Source organism: Staphylococcus hsinchuensis (assembly GCF_038789205.1).
GTDB lineage: Bacteria > Bacillota > Bacilli > Staphylococcales > Staphylococcaceae > Staphylococcus > Staphylococcus hsinchuensis.
Genome location: NZ_CP128355.1, coordinates 1023175 through 1043679 on the forward strand (window position 1 = coordinate 1023175; position 20505 = coordinate 1043679).

Consider the following 20505-nt stretch of genomic DNA (forward strand, 5'->3'; position numbering starts at 1 on the left):
TTAATTATTTACCTTGGTCGTCATTGTTTTGTTTAACAACGCTTTTTGAATTTTTATTTTTGAAGTTTTTAAATTCAGATAAACGTGATTTTTTGTTTTTTTGTTGAGCTTTTTCTTCTTTTTTATGGCGCTTTTCGATATTTTTTTGAAGCTTTTTGTTGAGTTTGTTCGTTTCTTTACGATTTTCTTTTTCTAATTGTTCACCTTTTTCTTGTGTATCATCGTCAAGTTTACCAGGTGTTAAGCCAACTTCTTTCATATGCTTATTAGATTTTTTCATATCTTTGATGCGTTGTTTTTTATTTTTTTCTCTTAATTTATCTTCTTCTTTGTGGCGTTTATCAATATTTTTTTGAAGAATTTTATCTAATTTATTGGCTTCTTTACGGTTTTCTTTTTCTAATTTTTCGCCTTTTTTCTCAATGTAAGCAGGGTCATGCTCTTTAGCAATACGCTTGAGTTCACGTTTTTGCTTTCTATCATTACGTTTTTCAGCCACATAATCTTTAGTATTTGAAGATTTTTCTACGACTTTATCTTTAAACTGTACTGATTTGTCTGCTACTACTTTAGATGCATCGACAGTTTTTTCGCTTGCCTTTTTAACGTCAGGGTGGTCTTTAATACGTTTACGCTCAACAACTAACGGTACTAAAAATATAGGTAAAACTCTGACGGTTGTTTTAATTAATTGCTTTTTGTCCATACACGTTGCCTCCATATCATAATATACTATATTCTTATTACCCTATGATACATGAAAATAAACGATAATCACATCTGTTATGAAAGTAAATTTGCTTCTTAATAAGCTAAATAAAACACCCTCCAAACAAGTTGCAGGGTGTATGTGTTATTGATATTAAGCTGTAATACCTTGGCCGATGCCGAAACCGAAATATAATATTGCAATAATAATTACCAAGACAATACGGTAAATTGCAAATGGTACTAGTTTCACTCTGCTAATAAGTGATAGGAATGTTTTGATCGCAATCAATCCTACGATGAACGCAGCTAAGAATCCAAGAATGTAAAAACCGATATGGTTTAAATGAATATATTCCATATTCTTAACGAGTGATAAACCACTTGCTGCTAACATAACTGGTACTGCCATGATAAATGTGAAATCAGATGCAGATTTATGTGACATCTTCATTAATACACCAGTAGAAATTGTTGAACCTGATCTACTGAAACCTGGCCACATCGCAATGGCTTGAGACAAACCTATAATAAAGGCTTGTACATAATTTATTTCATCCACTGTGCGTGGGTTTGGCACTTTCTTACTATACATATCAGCAGCAATCATATAAAGTGCTCCGATGAATAAACCAATCATGACTGTTGGGACACTGAATAAATATTTTTCAATGACATCATCAAAAAGTACGCCAAGAACACCTGCTGGAATCATACCTACTAAAATGTGTAATAAGTTTAAGCGTTTAGGACGTTGTCTAGATCCAGTAGCGGGTTGCGCTTTATATTTACCTATATGTAGCATTTCAAAATAACGTTCTCTGAAAACCCATGCCCCTGCAAATACAGAGCCGAGTTGAATAACGATTTTAAAAGTGAACGCTGATTGTGAACCTAAAAATTCTTTCGATTTTAACCACATGTCATCGACGAGAATCATATGACCTGTTGATGAAACTGGGGCAAATTCTGTTAATCCTTCAACAATACCGAGAATGATACCTTTTATCATTTCAAGCAATAACATGTTTTACCTACTTTCTTATAAAGTTACTATTATAATTATTCGTTTATGAAATTTTCATCATTTTCATTACATAATCATAGCATAATAAAAATAGCAATTACCACAAAAAACCATTCTTGGAAAAAATCAGCTTTTGGCAACATATTACAACAAAATGTATGACAGATTTATGAATTCTAAATCAAAGAGATTTCAAAATATGAGTTAATATATTTAAATTATATATATAAAGACTATAATTAATTACAGGTGATATGTGTGAAAAGATTAATGAATTTAGCACAAAAATACAAAATTTATCCAATGAGTATGGTAATAGCCAGTATTTGTTTAGCATTATCTGTAATAATACAAAATATTACGATTGCAACGATTTTAAACGAAACGTTACACCATTCGTATCAAAATATAGTGAAATTATGTATCGTCGCATTTATTGTACTCATATTGCGCGCTACATTTAATAGCTTCAATTTATTGTTAGGCCACCTGTTATCTGGAAAAGTGAAACATCTTCTAAGAACACAAATTATTTCACAACGGAGACCTTCTTCACTAGGTGTACAGATGAATACAATCACTGAAAGTGTTGATGGAATGTCGCCATTTTTTAATAATTATTTACCTCAATTCTTTAAATCAGTTATGATACCGTTATTTATTATTATTGCAATGTGCTTTATTCATTTGAATACAGCATTAATTATGATGGTAACAGCCCCATTTATTCCATTGTTTTATATTATTTTCGGTTTAAAAACACGTGATGAATCCAAAGATAAAATGACTTATTTAAACCAGTTTAGCCAGCGTTTTTTAAATAAAATTAAAGGTTTAATAACTTTGAAATTATTTAACCAAACGAAGCAAACTGAACAAAATTTATTTCAAGAAAGTACAACGTTTAGGGATTTGACGATGCGCATATTAAGAAGCGCATTTCTTTCTGGTTTAATGTTGGAATTTATAACAATGCTAGGTATTGGACTTGTTGCGTTAGAAGCAGGATTGGGTCTTATCGTATTTCATAGCATTGATTTTAAAGTGGCTGCTATTGCAATGTTATTAGCGCCAGAATTTTACAATGCGATTAAAGATTTAGGGCAATCATTCCACACAGGGAAACAAAGTGAAGGAGCAAGTGATGTTGTTTTTGAATTAATTGATCAGCAACAAGCATCAAGTAAAGTGTCGAAACATTTTAACCAACAGCAATCTCCGTTAATTAAAGTGGATGATGTGAGCTTTAAATATGACGTTGCCTCGTCTTACGTGTTAAAAAATATCAATTTAGATATTTTCAAAGGAGAACACATAGCGCTCGTAGGTCAAAGTGGTGCAGGTAAATCGACGCTAGTCCAACTTATTTCGAGTCGATATCGTCCTAATAATGGTGTAATATCGTATCAATCTCCAAATATAAAAATGGGTGTGCTCAGTCAGTCACCGTACATTTTTTCTAGCTCTCTACGTAACAATATTACGATGTTTCGTGAAATAGATGAGTCTGTCATTGTAAAAGCACTTCAATACGTTGATTTATATGACAAAGTTATGATGTTAGAAGATGGACTCGATACACAAATTGGAGAAGGTGGAGAGATGTTATCAGGAGGGCAAATGCGTCGAGTTGAGTTATGTAGAATATTAGTAGATCAACCGGATATTATTATCTTTGATGAACCTGCAACCGGTTTAGATATTCATACTGAAACAATAATTCAACAAGCGATAGCAAAACAATTCAGTACCCAAACAATTGTTACGATTGCCCATAGACCGCACACGATTCAACACGCAGATAGAGTTATTCATCTTCAAAATCAAACGATCACTAACGATAGTTATCAACCAATACGTAAACCAAACATAGGTGGTGATTTTACATGAAACCACGTATAAAGTTCAATCCAGATAAAGATTTAGTATTAGCGATAGTTGTGGGCGTAGTAGGTTGTTTAGTCGCACTAATCATGTTCTTCTTGTCAGGTTATATGATTACCCAAAGTGCTTTAGGCGCGCCGTTATTTTCATTAATGATTATTATCGTAACAGTGAAGTTGTTTGGATTTATGCGAGCAATTGCTAGATATATAGAGCGATTGCTATCCCATAGAACGACTTTCACTATGTTACGTGACGTGAGAGTGCAATTTTTCGAAAAATTATTGCCTGTTATTCCTGATGTCTATCGAAGACACAACTCAAGTGACCTTATAAACAAGATGATTAGTCGTGTAGAAGCATTACAAAACATCTACTTACGCGTATATTATCCACCAATTGTAATTGGTTTAACCGCTATGATTTCTATTGTTGTAATGCTGTTTTTCTCGTGGGTACATGCGCTCATTATAGCTGTGAGTATGCTCATTTCACTGTTGGTTATACCATGGTTGAGTGCACGTAGAGCCCAACATTTAAAGAAATATTCAAGTGAGCAACAACAACATTTTCTAACGACATTTTATGATTATCATGAAGGTTACGAAGAGTTAGAACGTTTTAACCAAACTGAAGCTTATTATCAACATTTGTCAGAAGCCTTGAATCGTTTTGAAGAAGCGCAATCAAAAGAACAACGATTTTTAATTGTATATGAATATAGTTTAAATATAGTATCGATGGTTGCTTTGATACTGACGCTTAGTTTAGGTATTCTTCAAGTTCACGACGGTCAACTTGATGTTGTTTATTTAACGAGTATTGTGTTAATGATGTTGACGATATTTGAACAAGCCGTTCCGATGAGTAACGTGGCTTATTATAAAGCTGATACAGATGCTGCATTACAAGACATTAATGAAGTCATTCAACATCCTGTTAAACAAGGTACAGAAACAATTGGCAATATATCAGAACCATATTCTGCTCACGTGCTCGAAATAACAGATATTCATTTTAAATATTGGAATCAAAAACAATATGTACTAGAAGATATTAACTTAAGTATAAGAAAGGGGGAGCATGTGGCGATTATAGGTGCTTCTGGTTCAGGTAAATCAACGTTACTTCAAATGATGTCAGGCTTATATCAAACTGAAAAAGGAGAGGTTCGTCTTTACAACCGAGACATTAATAAAATAAGTGATGAGTCAAAATATCAAAACATTAATGCGTTGCTACAATCTCAACAACTGTTTGATGGAAATATTAAAGATAATTTGTTTACTCAAGCAGATGACGCGAAGATACGCAAAGTGTTGAATCAATTAGGATTAGACCATATTCCTTTAAATAAAGACGTAACTATTTCAGGAGAGACATTGTCAGGTGGAGAGGCTCAACGTATCGGAATAGCGAGGTTATTACTGAGAAATGCTCCGATATGGGTACTTGATGAGCCTACGACATCATTAGATATAAATCATAGTGACGATGTTATGGCACTCATTCAAGAGCACGCTCAAACACTTATAGTAGCAACACATGACTTAAGAATATTACCGAAATTTGATCGCATCATTGTAATCTCAGAAGGCCAGATTGTTGAATCGGGGAGTTATAAAACATTAATACAATCTCAAGGATATTTATCTGAGGTTATGAAAATGAATCAATAATTTTGTAAAATATGTCAAAAAATAAGAGGTCATGACAATAATGACTTGCTAGGAGGGGTTATGACCCTCTTAAATGCAACGATTGTTGTCTCGACCTCTTTTTAAATATAAGTACAAGCGTTCTAGTTCGCTAGAACGCTTAATTATATCGAAATATATTGATTTATCAATAGTGCCCCTTATTAGTATACTAGAGCTTTTATTCTTTGTTACCTTCAGCAAATGTTGTGATAATTTTGTTTAATAAACGGTTGAGTTCAGCTGTTTCCTTTTTATTTAAAGATGATGCAACTGCGACATCTTGGCACGCAGTATCAAGTTCTGGTCTGATTTCTTCACTCTTATCAGTAAGGTGAATGAATACTTCACGTTGGTCAACCTCTGAACGTTCACGTTTAATTAATTCCATTTGCTCCATTCTTTTTAACAATGGTGAAACTGTACCTGTGTCTAATGCTAATTCAGTAACGACTTTTTTGACGTTAACTGGTGATTCATTCCACAAAATAGTTAAAACTAAAAACTGTGGGTAAGTTAGTTTGTATTTCTTAAAGACATGATTAGAGTAGTAGCGATTTACTTGTCTTTGAGCGTTGTACAAACTAAAACAAAGTTCTTCCTTTAAATTTATTTCTTCAGACATAAAGTTCTCCTCCAGACATTCTATCCGTTTTTTCTCTCTGTGTATCGGATTGAATCCGTCTAATGTTGTTAGACACTTCCTCAAACACACTTTTGCACTTTATCACACTAAAATATGTGATGTAAATAAATAAAGGGGTAGCAATTTTGGCCTAGTAAAGACCTAATTATATATTATTTCAATTTGAAAACCAATTATAACGATATTTCAAACGTTATCGTAATCTATAATTAAAGTCGCTTTAATTCACATGTATCAGATAAATTGTTCGTATTGACTAAGTTATAATTAATACTCTCGTGCAAAGTTCGTAATTGCTTTAACGGTAAAATAAAAATTTTCCGTTTTCATGATAAAATAATTAAAACATTTTTATCATAAAAGTGCAATAAAACACATTTTTATTAATTATTCACATTTGGGCACAAAGACAAATTCAAAATATTAAAGGGCATCATCTGATTCGTGGAGATAAAAAATGTTATCCCCAACTTTTTTATCGTAAAATTTAACGGGAGATTTTTCAAGTAATAATATAGTTGAATTGAAATTTATCATTTTATTTTACGATTTCGAGATAATGATATAAAATAAAGGTTAAAAACTTGAGATTTTTGCATATTGTTGCGATATAAGTAAACCGATCTGAATAATAACAGTTTATCGTGGTGTCGTAAATGGTCATGAAATCATTCAGGCGTTGCCAGACATTATTTTTATTCTGTTATCAGTATAGATATAAGGTGTTTTTATGACGTTTTAAGCCATTTTGTGATACAATCATCTCAATTATTAGAAAAAGGCGATGGTTTGATTGGAAAGCGTGCAAATTAATAAACACATATCCTACTCTAGATTAATACAAGGATTTTGGAGAGCTAAAGATTGGCAATGGACGGACCAACAATTAAATTATTACCTTAATAGCCTTGTAGAACGTGGCGTTACAACTATGGATCATGCAGATATTTACGGAGGATATCATTGTGAAACGCTTTTTGGTAATGCATTAAAATTATCTCCGAATTTAAGAAATGAATTACAGATTATCACTAAGTGTGGCATCATTTTACCGTCAACGCCATATCATGAACGTGGTCATCGTTATGATCATAGCGCCCAACATATTCGCCAATCTGTTGAACGCTCTTTATCAAATATGAATATTGAATATCTCGATTCGCTATTACTTCACCGACCTTCACCGTTAATGGATCCAGAAGAAATAACGGAAACGGTGAAAGCACTTGTTTTCGAAGGTAAGATTAAGTCATTTGGCGTTTCTAACTTCGATAATGAACAATTTGACTTACTCAACAAACGTTTGATGTCCGAACAATTGCATATTACGTCAAACCAGTTAGAAATTTCTCCATATCATTTAGAAACGATTGATAACGGAGTGTTAAGTCATATGATGAAAGATGATGTTAAAATAATGGCATGGAGCCCTTTAGCAGGCGGTAAACTGTTTGATGAGAAAGATGAAAAATCGCGACGTATCATGAAAGTTATATCATCTTTAGCTGTTAAATATGATGTTTCACACAGTAGTATTATGATAGCTTGGTTGAGCAAATTACCTGCAAAGATAATGCCAGTTTTAGGCACACATCGATTAGAACGTATTGATGAAGCGATTTCAGGTTTAAACATTGAGTTGACGCAACAGGAGTGGTTCGACGTCTATACTGCATCTTTAGGGCATGACATAAAGTAAAATTTAGAAGGAGAGTTGTTATGACGGAGAATAACGATAAGTTACGTGAAAAGCAGTTTAAGTTTGCACGTAATTTAATTATCTTACCATTTTTAGGTTTTGCACTCGTTGTAGCATTGTTGAATATTATTTATCCAGATATTAATACGATGATGGTATTATTTGGTCTGTTTTTCTTTTACAATACAGGATTATTATTTGTATCTTTTCTTAAGCATTACAAACGTATTATGATACTTACTTTGATATTAACGTTAATGACATTAGCTATTTTTGGTTCGTTAATTTATTTATATGGTAAAGGAAATAATTTATTTTAATATGATAAGTAAATTTAATTGCATTGAATAATTAAATCAAAGAAATCAAGCAAGTGAATTACCATAATATCTTTCTTTTTAGTGTTATAATTAAAATAACAAGTAAATTAGATTGAGGGGGATATTATGGCAAAGAAAAAGGTTTCTATTATTGGCGGCGGAAATACGGGTGCAACATTAGCATTTATTGTGGCGCAACAAGAACTTGCAGATGTTGTTGTGATTGATCGACCTCACAATGAAAGTCAGGTACAAGGTAAAGCTTTAGATATTTTACAAAGTAGCCCTATTTATGGTTTTGATGCTGACATTAAAGGTTCAATTAACTATGAAGATACTGAGAACTCAGACATTGTAGTCATTACTGCTGGGGTGCCGCGTAAACCAGGTATGAGTCGTGATGAACTTGTTCAAGTTAACGAATCTGTCATGCATGACGTTACAAGTAATATCGTAAAATATTCGCCTAACTGTACGATTGTAGTGTTAACCAATCCAGTAGACGCGATGACATATTCTGTATTACAAGCATCAGGGTTCCCAAAATCTCGTGTAATAGGTCAATCAGGCATATTAGATACAGCACGTTACCAAACGTTCATCGCACAGGCTTTAGGTGTTTCTGTCAAAGACGTTAAAGGCCTCGTGCTTGGCGGTCATGGAGATACGATGTTGCCATTAGTAAATTCTACAAATGTGAATGGAGTCCCTTTACGTTCTTTATTAGATGATACACAAATTGAAGGTATCGTTGCTCGTACACGAAAAGGTGGAGCTGAAATTGTTGAATTATTAGGCAATGGTTCCGCTTATTATGCTCCAGCTTCAGCGGTGTATAGCATGTTAGTTGCGATACTCAAAGATCAAAAAAGATTACTCCCAACCATTTCTTATTTAGATGGTGAATATGGGTATTCGGACATCTGTTTAGGAGTGCCTACGATATTAGGAGAGAACGGAATAGAACGCGTTGTGGAATTGAAACTATCCACAGAGGAACAAGAGCAACTTAAGGTTTCAGCTGATTCTGTTACAGAAGTAAAACAATCGTTGAAACAACAATAATTTTGGAAAAGTGACATCGGATTATAAAGTATTCTAACTATTTAAATCATAAGCTTATGAAGTATTATAAATAAAAAGCCAGTAAATGAATGTAAAACTCATTTACTGGCTTTTTCAGGATTTATGTTCTAGACATGGTTCGTTTTCTCGAATTGAAATTATGATTTACATTTTAAAGATACAAATATACAAAGCGATGTATTCTAATAATGTTAATAAATAAAGGTATTTTAAACGAACCTTTGATTTGAATGGTACATCCCATTCTGGATACTTTCTTTCATAATATAAGATTTGTAGGAAAAACAATCCAATACCTAAAGGAAGTAACATCAATAAAATACTTTGTGTATATGAAAAACCTATATCATGTAATAAATGTCCGATAATCAGTTGCAAAACAACGATTACAACGATAAGAATCATTATATTAGGACTCATTGACGCTTCGAACTCCCTTCGCAAAAGCATAAATAATGATTTGTAAAATGACGAGTAATAAGATAAAAGAAATTGACTCAAAATTCAAGCTAGTCAACACTTTTTGAATAATTGGTAAAGGTTCATTAATGAGATAAACTGAATGTAACCTTAAGAATCTGCCTATAAAAATGCCGAGTCCATTTAAAAACATAATGACTAATATCAGTAATTTATTCATTAAAAGATTGTGCGTAAAATGTTCAAGTTCTAAATACATAATAGTTAGTAAATAAAGTGCGAGTAATACTGAGATAATTAGGAATGTAAAGTATACCCATTCTTGAATTTCCAATCCTTGGTAAAAGTTAAAGTTAAATTGCTTTAAATGAATTAAGTCGGTCACCATATATAGTGTGTTTGGAACCATAAATAAAAATACGAGCATAAAAATTATAAATAATGGCCATTCGATATTTCGTTTTGGTTTGAACAGTTTCAAGAGTAAGCACAGTTCAAAGGGGATATAAGCTAGAAATAAATTTAATGTCAGAAATTTAAATACACTATTAAAGCAAATAGATATAATCATCAGTAAGACAAAGGTGATTCTAGCTATATAGCGTGCTTTCATGACAAAACCTACTTTCCTTTGTTGTTTTTGATGTTCACTTTTTTTCATTATCGGTTAATTATATAAACAAATATTGCATTCGTAAATCAAAGTAAGTTTGATTGTTTTGACTTTATATAAATTCATAATAAAGTAGTTAGTATAATTAGTTTGTATGAATTTCTAAGTTGATTTGACGTGAAATTTTATAATAAAGCTTATTTACGTAAAATTCAAATATAAATCAAAAGAGTTTAGTACATAAATAATTGTATGAAAAGGTACTATATAGAGAAATGAGGCGAGACATATGAAAAAACAGTTTATTATACTTTATTTTAATATATTTTTAGTTTTTTTAGGGATTGGATTAGTTATTCCAGTATTGCCTATTTATTTAAAAGACTTGGGACTCAATGGTAGTGACCTAGGTATATTAGTTGCGGTATTTGCTATGTCTCAAATGCTTATTTCTCCTTTCGGTGGTACTTTAGCAGATAAATTAGGTAAAAAGTTAATAATCTGTATAGGCCTCGTGTTATTTACCATTTCTGAAATATTATTTGCAGTAGGACATACTTTTACAATACTTATTATTTCAAGAATTCTCGGTGGTTTTAGTGCAGGTATGGTTATGCCGGGTGTGACAGGTATGATTGCTGATATTTCAGTAGCTAAAGATAAAGCAAAGAATTTTGGCTATATGTCAGCCATTATTAACTCTGGTTTTATTCTTGGACCAGGAATTGGTGGATTTTTAGCAGAATTTTCACACCGTTTACCGTTCTTTATTGCAGGGGTCAGTGGTTTTATTGCGTTAATCATGACAATCACTATGCTTAAAAGTTTAAAAAAACATTCAACAGACGGTTTTACAAAGTATCAAAGCGATATGCTAACTAAAATTGATTGGAAAGTATTTGTAACACCTATAATCCTTACTCTTGTATTAGCTTTTGGATTATCGGCGTTTGAAACGTTGTTCCCTCTATATACTGCAGACAAAGCAAAGTATTCTCCGTTAGATATATCTATCGCAATTTCTGGTGGGGGCGTGCTAGGTGCGATATGCCAAGTATTCTTCTTTGATAAATTTATGAAATATTTAAAGGAACTTAACTTTATAGTAGTAGCGCTACTCTATTCATCACTCGTACTATTAGGATTAATTGTTGCGAATAATTATTGGACAATTATGTTGATCAGTTTCATAGTCTTTATTGGGTTCGATATGATTCGCCCTGCTATAACCAATTATTTTTCAAATATTGCAGGTAATCGACAAGGTTTCGCGGGTGGGCTCAACTCCACATTTACGAGTATGGGGAATTTTATTGGTCCGCTCGTTGCAGGAAGTTTGTATGATGTCAACTTTGAATTTCCTTTATATATGTCGATTATCGTTATGATGATAGGTATTGGTGTAATTTTTATTGAGAAAATGAGATATAAAAAGAAGCAAACATAATATTTAAAAGATTGTTCGCATTACCGATGTGTAATGAAATTTTCGTCAACACAAAGTGAAAAGAAAGATGATTTAGCGTTGTAAAAAAACTAAGCTCATAACTTTTCAAAAATTACCTTATAATGCGATTTAAAGTGAAATAAATATTAGTGAATATTGTAATGATACTTCAATTTAGTAATACCAATATTACATATATTACATTTATTTTAAATTGCAATCTATATAACTGAAAATAGGTTGTTTTGTGTTACTATAAGGTAAATTATTTGAAGAAATGTGGGTATGAATATGAATTGGAAAAATATGATGTTAGGTGTATCAGCCCTCTTTCTAGCCTGTTGTTTATGTTTTCTTTTAATCATAGCTACAAATGAAAATGCATTAATGAAAGTGCATCATACAATTTCTAACGTGCCCAATATGAGCAAGATAGCAAATGCAAAAGAAAAAGATAATAACGGTCATGAGGCCTCACTTAACTTAATCGATAAAGTGAAAAACGGAAAAGAACAAAAAAAACCTTATCATGCAAAGCACTATATACCAATTGCTGAAAGAGAGACACATAATTTGAAGCTTAATGAAATTGGTAAAGCTGAATTACCTCAATTCTCAGAAGCATTAGGTAAAGCGCGTTCCACAGTTAACCATGATAACCACGCAAACAATAAATATAATGATTATGGTATCGATAGTACATGCCAAGGTAAATATTATTATATTTTCACCTTTAAAAATAGACTGAAACCACACACTTATTATAAAGTTTTAGTAGACAACCACAATGAAGCTCGTATTATTGATAAATCATTTAATATTAAAGGTGGCAAACCATCTCATAAACCTAGCATTTCACCACAGGAGTCTGAAGTCATTGCACAAAAACATGCCACAGATAAACTAGGTAACAGTACAACATTGAGTAATGTTGAAGAATCGAAAGATGGTATGTGTTATAAGTATCAAAGTAAAAATGGTTCAAAAACATATCAAATTATTATTGATAAAAATGGAAACGTAAATCATCAACATACAATAAATTAAGTGTATTAAATAAGTATCAAAGGGAGTGGGACAGAAATCGAATTTTCTAACAGAGATTTCGTAGTCCCACAAATTGATAAAGAGTCTGAGACACCTATTTTTGTCGCAGACTCTTTATTTTATATACAGAAAAATATGGGTAAACTTCACATAGATATTGAATAATATGCAACTGACATAAAAAATATTATAAAGTTGTACCGATCAATGTTATGATTACATTAAGAAAAGTGAGATGAGTAAGCGGTTTGAGAAGAGTACTATAAAAGTAATGGTAAGCAAACCTTTTTAAAGTATTCAACAATGATGACCATGCTCACGAGTATATTTGATGATAGATGACAACGGAAAGGATGAACAACTTGAAGCAAATTAAGAAAGCGATTATACCCGCAGCAGGATTAGGAACAAGATTTTTACCAGCGACTAAAGCAATGCCGAAAGAAATGCTCCCGATATTAGATAAACCAACGATTCAATACATAGTTGAAGAAGCGGCCAAGGCTGGTATAGAAGATATTATTATAGTTACGGGTAAACATAAACGCGCAATTGAAGACCATTTCGATAATCAAAAAGAATTAGAAATGATTTTACAAGAAAAAGGCAAAACTGATTTACTCGAACAAGTAAAATATTCAACTGATTTAGCGAATATATTCTATGTTCGTCAAAAAGAACAAAAAGGCCTAGGACACGCTATCTATTCGGCACGCCAATTTATTGGAGATGAACCGTTTGCAGTGTTATTAGGTGATGATATTGTTGAATCTGATAACCCAGCAATCAAGCAACTTGTTGAGGCTTACGAGGATACAGGTAAATCAGTGATTGGTGTACAAGAAGTTGATGAAAGCCAAACGCATCGTTACGGCATTATCGATCCTTTAGAAAAGGTAGATAAAAAGTATGAGGTTAAACAATTTGTTGAAAAACCAAAACAAGGTACAGCGCCTTCTAATTTAGCGATTATGGGCCGTTACATTTTAACACCAGAAATATTTGATTACCTTGCTACACAAGGTAAAGGTGCAGGTGGCGAAATCCAGTTGACTGATGCTATTGAACGTTTGAATAAAGATGATCAAGTATACGCATTTGACTTCGATGGAAATCGTTTTGACGTTGGCGAAAAGTTAGGTTTCGTTAAAACGACGATAGAATTCGCCTTAAAAGATGAGTCAATGCGCGATGAATTGAAATCATTTATTAAAAAATTAGATATTGATTAATTGTTAATCATACTCCTCTTTTCGCTAAAAATGAAAAGGGGAGTATTGTTTTTGTTAAATTAAATTAGATACCAATCATTGAAATTATTTATTAAGTATAACTTTTCTTCATTAAAGAAGACGGCATGATTTTCGAGAGGATTAAAGCCAATTCTTCAGGAGATTCTTGTTGACCTTGATTTACCCATTCTTGGATAATGCCGAATAACGCATTAGTTAAAAATATTGTGAAATAATGTTTTTCTTGATTAGTGAAGTTATTTTTAAACACTAAAGAAAAGGTATAACGTTCCATATATCGTTGAAGTAATTTTTTAACTTGATTTTGAATATCTGGAGAACCGTTATTTGAAATAAGTAGAAGAAGTAATTCGGCTTCATTATTCCAAAATTCTAGCATTTGAATAAATAATTGATCTGGGTTGTTATTGATGATTTGACTAATATGTTGTTTTGCTTTTTTCATTATCTCTAATTGATATTGATAAACTAAATCATATTTATCTTTAAAATGTTTATAAAAAGTCCCTCTACTTATTCCGCTCTCATTACATATATCTTTCACATCAATTTCTTCAAACTTTTTTTGTTTTAATAACTTTATTAAAGCTACACGTACGCGACGTCTTGTTTTTAAAATCCGTATATCTGTTGTGTTTTCATTTTCCATAATTTACCTCCTAAACATTATTAGACATATTTAATTATATGTTAATTAAATTAAGATTTACTATTGCTTAAATTATCCATCATTATATAATCTTATTATGAGAGAAAATAAACACGGTGTCTAATAGGAGGGGGATGCAAATGACAAAAAATGTAGCGCAACTTATAAATGGAACGAAATATTATGGAAAGAAACAGGTCCTAAATAACATTAATATTGAACTATCTTCAGGTGAAATATTAGGATTAATTGGACCAAGTGGTTCTGGCAAAACGACTACAATTAAATGCCTGATGGGTATGGAGAAACTGGATGGTGGGCAAGCCACTTTATTTAATCAAACTATCCCTAATCGAAAAGTGTTAAATGACATTGGTTATATGGGCCAAAGCGATGCGTTATATGAATCATTGTCAGCTCGCGAAAATTTGGAGTTTTTCGGAAATTTAAAAGGAATCAAAGGTAAGGTATTAAAAAATGCTATATCTGAAACGATGAACCTTGTTAATTTAGAACAAGAACTTGACCAAATTGTTTCTACATTTTCAGGTGGGATGAAACGTCGACTTTCATTAGCAATCACTTTACTTTCTAATCCTGACCTCATTATTTTAGATGAACCAACAGTAGGTATCGACCCAAGTTTAAGAAAAGATATTTGGAAACAGTTAAACCATCTTACGCGCAACAATAAGTCTGTCATCGTCACAACACATGTGATGAGCGAAGCTGAACGTTGTGATTATATCGGTCTTATTGTTGATGGTCAGTTATTTACGATGGGCACACCTGAGACACTCAAAGCTAAATTTGAAGTTGATTCCATTGAAGAAGTCTTTATTAAAGCTGAAAAGAAGGTGGAACAATGAGGTTAAAAGCAGTTTTTATAAGAGTTATTAAGGAATTGTTACGTGATAAAAGAACATTAGCGTTAATGTTTTTAGCGCCGCTCTTAGTTTTGACGTTAATGTATTTTATATTTGATACAAATACTGAATCTGATTTGAAAATTGGCGTGAATAGAAATGTACCAAATAAAATAGTTAATGCTTTTCCTTCAGATAAAGTTGATACGAAAACAGTTAACCATCCTAATTCTATTAAAGAAACGATTGAAGACGATAACCTAGATGCCTATATAGAAAAAGACGGTAAACATTTAAACATTACTTATAAAAATGAAGATCCTAACCATACTGTTTCTACCAAACAAATATTAGCAAGCACTCTTCAGAAAGATAAAATGCAAAATATGGCTCATGTCATGCAAAAACTACCACCTCAGCTAAAGCAAAACAAACAACATACCTCAGAGGATATGAAATTAAAACATCACTATTTATATGGTGATGCAAATAGCACATACTTTGATAAGTTATTTCCTATTCTAATAGGTGTTTTCGTATTTTTCTTTGTATTTTTAATTTCTGGAATTGCATTATTAAGAGAACGAACAAATGGAACTTTAGAGAGATTGTTGGCTACATCAATTAAAAGAAGTGAAATCGTTTTTGGTTATATGGCAGGTTATGGTTTATTTGCTATCATTCAAACGCTTATCATCGTCCTGTACTCTATTTACCTATTAAAAATTGATATTCACGGTAGTATCGGTTGGGTGTTACTTACTAACATACTGATTGCTTTAACGGCTCTAGCTATCGGTATATTTGTATCAACATTTGCTAATTCAGAATTTCAAATGATTCAATTTATACCTATTGTTGTTATACCACAAGTGTTCTTATCGGGTATTATTCCTTTAGATAATATTCCAAAGTGGATTAGTTCAATTAGTTATGCTTTCCCATTAAGATATGGTGGTGAAGGACTAACTGATGTAATGATCAAAGGTCAGGGGCTCGCCCATATTTGGGTAGATCTTGCTGTACTATTGTTATTTATTGGAGTATTTACTTTATTAAATATTATTGGTTTGAAACGTTATAGAAAAGTATAAATTAAAGAACTTAATAGTATTCAATCACAAGGCGTAAATAAATATGCGCTTTGTGATTTTTTATTTGTTCAAAAAGTTGTCAGAAAAATGATTGATTATGATTGTTTTTGATAAAAAGTGATTGAAATATGAAAGCGGATTCATTATAATGAATTTGAAGATGAGGTGAAACGATGATTTCAGAAAAACGACAAAGTTTAATCTTAAATGAATTAGCGAAGAAAGACTTTTTAACTTTGAATGAATTAGTAGATAGAACGCATTGTAGTGCTTCAACGGTTAGACGTGATTTATCTAAGTTACAACAGATGGGGAAACTTAAGCGTGTGCATGGTGGTGCAACTTTGAATCAAACTACAGTGTTTGAACCTAATTTAGCAGATAAACGGAGTACAAATATTAGAGAAAAACAAGAAATAGGTAGGTTAGCTGCACTTCAAATAAATGATAACGATTGTGTCTATTTAGATGCCGGTTCAACGACACTTGAAATGATACCTTATATTACTGCGAAAGATATTATCGTTGTAACTAATGGTTTAACACATGTAGAAGAACTATTAAAGCAAGGGATTAAGACGTTGATGATTGGTGGAGAAATTAAATCAACAACGCTTGCCGCAGTTGGTGCCAGCGCACTATCTACTTTAAATCGTTACCGCTTTGACAAAGTATTTATGGGAATCAATGGTATTGATTTAAAGCATGGATTGACGACGCCTGATGAACAAGAAGCCCTTATAAAGACTCATGCTATTGAGTTGGGTTCACAGATATTTATATTAGCAGATTATTCAAAGTTCAATAAAGTTTATTTTGCCCAAGTTTCACTTCAAGAAGATATAGAAATTGTAACTTCTAAAAAGGCTGTTGCAACAGTACAACGAGATTATTTTGAAAAATATCAATTTACGGGGGGAACAATATGATTTATACCGTTACTTTTAATCCATCGATAGACTATATCATGGTGTCAGAAGACTTTGAGTTGGGTAGGTTAAATCGCGTTACAGATACGCAGAAATTCGCAGGAGGTAAGGGAATTAACGTATCGCGTGTATTGAAAACATTAAATGTCCATTCGACTGCATTAGGTTTTGTTGGTGGGTTTCCGGGACAATTTATTATCGATACATTACAAAATGCATCAATTGCAAAGAATTTTGTGCATATTGATGAAGATACACGGATTAACGTCAAACTTAAAACACAGGTTGAAACAGAAATAAATGCACCTGGCCCAACTGTTAGTCATGAGCAATTTGAAACATTATTAAATCAAATGAGAAAAACGAAAGAACATGATGTTGTCATTGTTTCAGGTAGCGTCCCAAAGAGTATACCTGATGATGCGTATAAACAAATAGCTCAAATCACATATGAAACAGGTGCGAAGTTAGTAGTAGATGCGGAAAAAGATTTAGTGAAGTCTGTATTAGAATATCAGCCTTTATTTATTAAACCGAACAAAGATGAACTCGAAGATATGTTTGATACGACGATTAAATCAGATGAAGAAGTGATTAAATATGCTCGACAAATTATAGACCAAGGTGCACAGTCAGTCATAATCACGCTCGGTGGTGCAGGTGCAATTTACGTTGATCATAAAAATAGTTATAAAGCTGAAGTGCCTATAGATAAAGTGATCAACACAGTTGGTGCAGGAGACAGCACAGTTGCAGGCATGGTTGCAGGTTTAGAATCAGGTCTTTCAATCGAAGAATCATTTAAACAAGCAGTGGCTTCGGGATCAGCTACAGCGTTTAACGATGATTTAGCAACATATCAATCTATATTAGAAGTTAAAGACAAAGTTACAATTAGCGCATTAGATGGGAGTGTATAAACATGAGAATTACAGAATTATTGACGCAATCAACCATTGCGATGGATTTATCTGCAAATGATAAAGATGGTGTTATTGAAGAATTAGGGAATCAGTTAAATCATGCAGGAAAACTTAACGATGTTAAAGCTTTTAAAGAAGCGATTCATAACCGTGAAGCGCAAAGTACAACAGGTATTGGTGAAGGGATTGCTATTCCACATGCCAAAGTAGCTGCAGTTGATTCACCAGCGATAGCATTCGGTAAATCTAAAGAGGGCATCGATTATCAAAGTTTAGATATGCAACCTGCACATTTATTCTTTATGATTGCTGCGCCAGAAGGTGGTGCTCAAACGCATTTAGATGCACTGGCGAAACTCTCAGGTATTCTTATGGATGAGCATGTTCGCGCACAATTATTAGATGCTAAATCTCCATAGGAAGTATTACAAATTATTGATAAAGCTGATGATGAGGCAACTGAAGATGAAGAAGCAGAACAACAAGCTTCAGCTACAACCAATGCTTCTTCAACGGAAGAAACTGATAAAGATGAACCATACATTTTGGCTGTCACAGCTTGTCCTACTGGAATTGCGCACACATATATGGCACGTGATGCTTTGAAGAAACAAGCAGAAAAAATGAACGTTAAAATAAAAGTCGAAACAAACGGTTCAGGTGGTATCAAAAATCACCTTACAGATGAAGATATAGCACGTGCTACAGGAATTATCGTAGCAGCTGATGTACATGTAGATACTGATCGATTTGATGGAAAAAATGTTGTAGAAGTGCCAGTGGCTGATGGTATTAAACGTCCTGAAACATTAATAAATATGGCACAAGATCGTTCTCGTAAACCATTTGTTGCAAAAGGAGATAGCCAAAGCAGCTATACTGAAAGCAATGAGAAACAAAGTGTCGGAAAAACAATTTATAAACATCTCATGAATGGTGTTTCTAATATGTTACCGCTCGTAATAGCAGGTGGTATCATTATGGCACTTGTATTTATTATAGGTCCAAACTCTTTTGATCCAAAAAGCTCTGAACATAATGCTTTCGCAGAACAATTATGGAATATCGGTAAAAACAGTGCATTCTTACTTATTATACCAGTGCTTGCGGGTTACATCGCTCGAAGCATCGCGGATAAACCTGGTTTCGCTGCAGGTTTAGTTGGTGGTATGTTAGCAGCCAATGGTGATTCAGGCTTTATTGGTGGTATTCTAGCTGGTTTCTTAGCTGGTTACTTAACTCAAGGTATTAAAAAACTTGCGAGTTATTTACCACAAGCATTGGAAGGTTTAAAACCGACATTAATTTATCCCGTATTTTCTGTTCTAATTAGTGGATTACTAATGATTTATGTCGTTAACCCACCTGCATCATGGTTAAATAATACATTACTTAACGGTTTAGATAGTTTATCTGGCTCTAACATCATGTTATTAGGATTAGTTATCGGTGCAATGATGGCAATCGATATGGGTGGTCCTTTCAACAAAGCCGCATATGTCTTTGCGACTGCAGCTTTAACTGAAGGTAATGCAGCGCCAATTACAGCAGCTATGATTGGAGGAATGGTACCTCCAATGGCTATTGCAACTGCGATGTTAATTTTTAAAAAGAAATTCACGAAAGAGCAACGAGGATCAATTTTACCAAACTATGTTATGGGACTCTCATTTATTACAGAAGGTGCAATTCCATTTGCGGCAGCTGATCCTTTAAGAGTGATTCCTTCAATGATGGTTGGTTCAGGTGTAGCTGGTGCGATTGCACTTGGATTAGGTTCAACAATACAAGCGCCTCATGGTGGTATCTTTGTAATTATTGGTACGAACATTAACCATTTAGATCATATTTTGTCAGCGCTAATAGCAATTGTAATTGGTTCAATTGTTTCAGCAATCATTTACGGTGTACTTAAACCTAAAGTAACTGATAATGAACTTGACGCTTCAAAGTCAATGAATGAATAATATATAATGTAATAATTAACACTTTACTTTATAAAAATAGAGAATGATGCAGAAATCGAATTTTTCTAATAGAGATTTCGTAATCCCACCTAATTTACAAAGAGGCTGAGATATTTTTTATCCCAGCCTCTATTTTTTTATTTTCTAAAAATGAAGCACGTTTAGTGGATTTTCTAACTATTGTCATATATTTAACATAAACATTTGAATATAATATGTAGGTTAATTTT

18 protein-coding genes and 1 pseudogene are annotated in these 20505 nt (G+C 32.7%); 13 read left to right on the plus strand and 6 right to left on the minus strand.

The window, feature by feature from the left end:
* Positions 1-4 precede the first annotated feature (4 nt).
* Together QQM35_RS05090 and QQM35_RS05095 are read right to left on the minus strand one after the other, a co-directional pair.
* Positions 5-706 (minus strand): hypothetical protein, encoded by a 702-nt coding sequence (locus QQM35_RS05090; protein ID WP_251943332.1) that lies wholly within the window; start codon positions 704-706, stop codon positions 5-7.
* A gap of 156 nt (positions 707-862) precedes the next feature.
* Positions 863-1735, minus strand: a complete 873-nt coding sequence (locus QQM35_RS05095; RefSeq protein WP_251518895.1) for an undecaprenyl-diphosphate phosphatase — start codon at positions 1733-1735, stop codon at positions 863-865.
* A gap of 258 nt (positions 1736-1993) precedes the next feature.
* Here QQM35_RS05095 and QQM35_RS05100 point away from each other — a divergent pair, with 258 nt between their 5' ends.
* Positions 1994-3625 (plus strand): ABC transporter ATP-binding protein/permease, encoded by a 1632-nt coding sequence (locus QQM35_RS05100; protein WP_251518897.1) that lies wholly within the window; start codon positions 1994-1996, stop codon positions 3623-3625.
* On the plus strand, positions 3622-5298 hold the full coding sequence (gene cydC / locus QQM35_RS05105) for a thiol reductant ABC exporter subunit CydC (RefSeq protein WP_251943327.1): 1677 nt from the start codon (positions 3622-3624) through the stop codon (positions 5296-5298). The genes QQM35_RS05100 and cydC overlap by 4 nt, the downstream gene beginning before the upstream one ends.
* A gap of 199 nt (positions 5299-5497) precedes the next feature.
* On the opposite strand, the gene QQM35_RS05110 is transcribed toward cydC, so the two are convergent.
* Complete coding sequence (locus tag QQM35_RS05110) at positions 5498-5941, minus strand: MarR family winged helix-turn-helix transcriptional regulator (protein ID WP_251518901.1); 444 nt, start codon at positions 5939-5941, stop codon at positions 5498-5500.
* An 814-nt stretch (positions 5942-6755) separates the two neighbouring features.
* Between QQM35_RS05110 and QQM35_RS05115 the strand changes: the two genes are divergently transcribed.
* From QQM35_RS05115 to mdh, 3 genes are all read left to right on the plus strand, one after another.
* Positions 6756-7661, plus strand: a complete 906-nt coding sequence (locus tag QQM35_RS05115) for an aldo/keto reductase (RefSeq protein WP_251518903.1) — start codon at positions 6756-6758, stop codon at positions 7659-7661.
* A 20-nt stretch (positions 7662-7681) separates the two neighbouring features.
* A complete protein-coding gene (locus QQM35_RS05120; protein ID WP_342610571.1) occupies positions 7682-7981 on the plus strand; it encodes a hypothetical protein in 300 nt (99 codons plus the stop codon).
* A gap of 126 nt (positions 7982-8107) precedes the next feature.
* Positions 8108-9046, plus strand: coding sequence for a malate dehydrogenase (gene mdh, locus QQM35_RS05125; protein ID WP_251518907.1), 939 nt, complete (start codon positions 8108-8110; stop codon positions 9044-9046).
* 165 nt (positions 9047-9211) lie between these two features.
* Here the strand turns inward: mdh and QQM35_RS05130 are convergent, their stop codons facing one another.
* Both QQM35_RS05130 and QQM35_RS05135 read right to left on the minus strand, forming a co-directional pair.
* Positions 9212-9487, minus strand: a complete 276-nt coding sequence (locus tag QQM35_RS05130; RefSeq protein ID WP_251518909.1) for a hypothetical protein — start codon at positions 9485-9487, stop codon at positions 9212-9214.
* Entirely contained in the window at positions 9477-10100 is a 624-nt protein-coding gene (locus tag QQM35_RS05135) for a DUF1361 domain-containing protein (protein WP_251518911.1), read from the minus strand. The genes QQM35_RS05130 and QQM35_RS05135 overlap by 11 nt, the downstream gene beginning before the upstream one ends.
* A 289-nt stretch (positions 10101-10389) precedes the next feature.
* On the opposite strand from QQM35_RS05135, the gene norA reads away from it, so the two are divergent.
* From norA to galU, 3 genes are all read left to right on the plus strand, one after another.
* Positions 10390-11547 (plus strand): multidrug efflux MFS transporter NorA, encoded by a 1158-nt coding sequence (gene norA, locus QQM35_RS05140; RefSeq protein ID WP_251518913.1) that lies wholly within the window; start codon positions 10390-10392, stop codon positions 11545-11547.
* Between the two features lie 291 nt (positions 11548-11838).
* Positions 11839-12594 carry a hypothetical protein gene (locus QQM35_RS05145; RefSeq protein WP_251943325.1) on the plus strand — a complete coding sequence of 252 codons (756 nt, stop codon included), beginning with the start codon at positions 11839-11841 and terminating at the stop codon, positions 12592-12594.
* 362 nt (positions 12595-12956) lie between these two features.
* Positions 12957-13826, plus strand: coding sequence for a UTP--glucose-1-phosphate uridylyltransferase GalU (galU, locus tag QQM35_RS05150; RefSeq protein ID WP_251518919.1), 870 nt, complete (start codon positions 12957-12959; stop codon positions 13824-13826).
* A 91-nt stretch (positions 13827-13917) separates the two neighbouring features.
* Here galU and QQM35_RS05155 read toward each other — a convergent pair whose 3' ends face one another.
* Positions 13918-14496 carry a TetR/AcrR family transcriptional regulator gene (locus tag QQM35_RS05155; protein WP_251518921.1) on the minus strand — a complete coding sequence of 193 codons (579 nt, stop codon included), beginning with the start codon at positions 14494-14496 and terminating at the stop codon, positions 13918-13920.
* A gap of 140 nt (positions 14497-14636) precedes the next feature.
* Here QQM35_RS05155 and QQM35_RS05160 point away from each other — a divergent pair, with 140 nt between their 5' ends.
* The 5 genes and pseudogenes from QQM35_RS05160 (at position 14637) to QQM35_RS05180 (ending at position 20275) form a co-directional block, all read left to right on the plus strand.
* Positions 14637-15365, plus strand: a complete 729-nt coding sequence (locus QQM35_RS05160; RefSeq protein WP_251518923.1) for an ABC transporter ATP-binding protein — start codon at positions 14637-14639, stop codon at positions 15363-15365.
* Entirely contained in the window at positions 15362-16456 is a 1095-nt protein-coding gene (locus tag QQM35_RS05165) for an ABC transporter permease (RefSeq protein ID WP_251943321.1), read from the plus strand. The genes QQM35_RS05160 and QQM35_RS05165 overlap by 4 nt, the downstream gene beginning before the upstream one ends.
* A gap of 173 nt (positions 16457-16629) precedes the next feature.
* Complete coding sequence (locus QQM35_RS05170) at positions 16630-17385, plus strand: DeoR/GlpR family DNA-binding transcription regulator (protein ID WP_251518927.1); 756 nt, start codon at positions 16630-16632, stop codon at positions 17383-17385.
* Positions 17382-18305 carry a 1-phosphofructokinase gene (gene pfkB, locus QQM35_RS05175; RefSeq protein ID WP_251518929.1) on the plus strand — a complete coding sequence of 308 codons (924 nt, stop codon included), beginning with the start codon at positions 17382-17384 and terminating at the stop codon, positions 18303-18305. The genes QQM35_RS05170 and pfkB overlap by 4 nt, the downstream gene beginning before the upstream one ends.
* A 2-nt stretch (positions 18306-18307) precedes the next feature.
* Positions 18308-20275, plus strand: a pseudogene (locus QQM35_RS05180) (PTS fructose transporter subunit IIABC).
* The last annotated feature ends 230 nt before the right edge of the window (positions 20276-20505 follow it).

Excerpts from the sequence above, each read along its gene's own strand:
- QQM35_RS05090 (WP_251943332.1), bottom strand. The coding sequence starts at position 706 with ATGGACAAAAAGCAATTAATTAAAACAACCGTCAGAGTTTTACCTATA.
- QQM35_RS05095 (WP_251518895.1), bottom strand. The coding sequence starts at position 1,735 with ATGTTATTGCTTGAAATGATAAAAGGTATCATTCTCGGTATTGTTGAA.
- cydC (WP_251943327.1), top strand. The coding sequence starts at position 3,622 with ATGAAACCACGTATAAAGTTCAATCCAGATAAAGATTTAGTATTAGCG.
- QQM35_RS05110 (WP_251518901.1), bottom strand. The coding sequence starts at position 5,941 with ATGTCTGAAGAAATAAATTTAAAGGAAGAACTTTGTTTTAGTTTGTAC.
- QQM35_RS05120 (WP_342610571.1), top strand. The coding sequence starts at position 7,682 with ATGACGGAGAATAACGATAAGTTACGTGAAAAGCAGTTTAAGTTTGCA.
- mdh (WP_251518907.1), top strand. The coding sequence starts at position 8,108 with ATGGCAAAGAAAAAGGTTTCTATTATTGGCGGCGGAAATACGGGTGCA.
- QQM35_RS05130 (WP_251518909.1), bottom strand. The coding sequence starts at position 9,487 with ATGAGTCCTAATATAATGATTCTTATCGTTGTAATCGTTGTTTTGCAA.
- QQM35_RS05135 (WP_251518911.1), bottom strand. The coding sequence starts at position 10,100 with ATGAAAGCACGCTATATAGCTAGAATCACCTTTGTCTTACTGATGATT.
- norA (WP_251518913.1), top strand. The coding sequence starts at position 10,390 with ATGAAAAAACAGTTTATTATACTTTATTTTAATATATTTTTAGTTTTT.
- QQM35_RS05145 (WP_251943325.1), top strand. The coding sequence starts at position 11,839 with ATGAATTGGAAAAATATGATGTTAGGTGTATCAGCCCTCTTTCTAGCC.
- QQM35_RS05155 (WP_251518921.1), bottom strand. The coding sequence starts at position 14,496 with ATGGAAAATGAAAACACAACAGATATACGGATTTTAAAAACAAGACGT.
- QQM35_RS05160 (WP_251518923.1), top strand. The coding sequence starts at position 14,637 with ATGACAAAAAATGTAGCGCAACTTATAAATGGAACGAAATATTATGGA.
- QQM35_RS05165 (WP_251943321.1), top strand. The coding sequence starts at position 15,362 with ATGAGGTTAAAAGCAGTTTTTATAAGAGTTATTAAGGAATTGTTACGT.
- QQM35_RS05170 (WP_251518927.1), top strand. The coding sequence starts at position 16,630 with ATGATTTCAGAAAAACGACAAAGTTTAATCTTAAATGAATTAGCGAAG.
- pfkB (WP_251518929.1), top strand. The coding sequence starts at position 17,382 with ATGATTTATACCGTTACTTTTAATCCATCGATAGACTATATCATGGTG.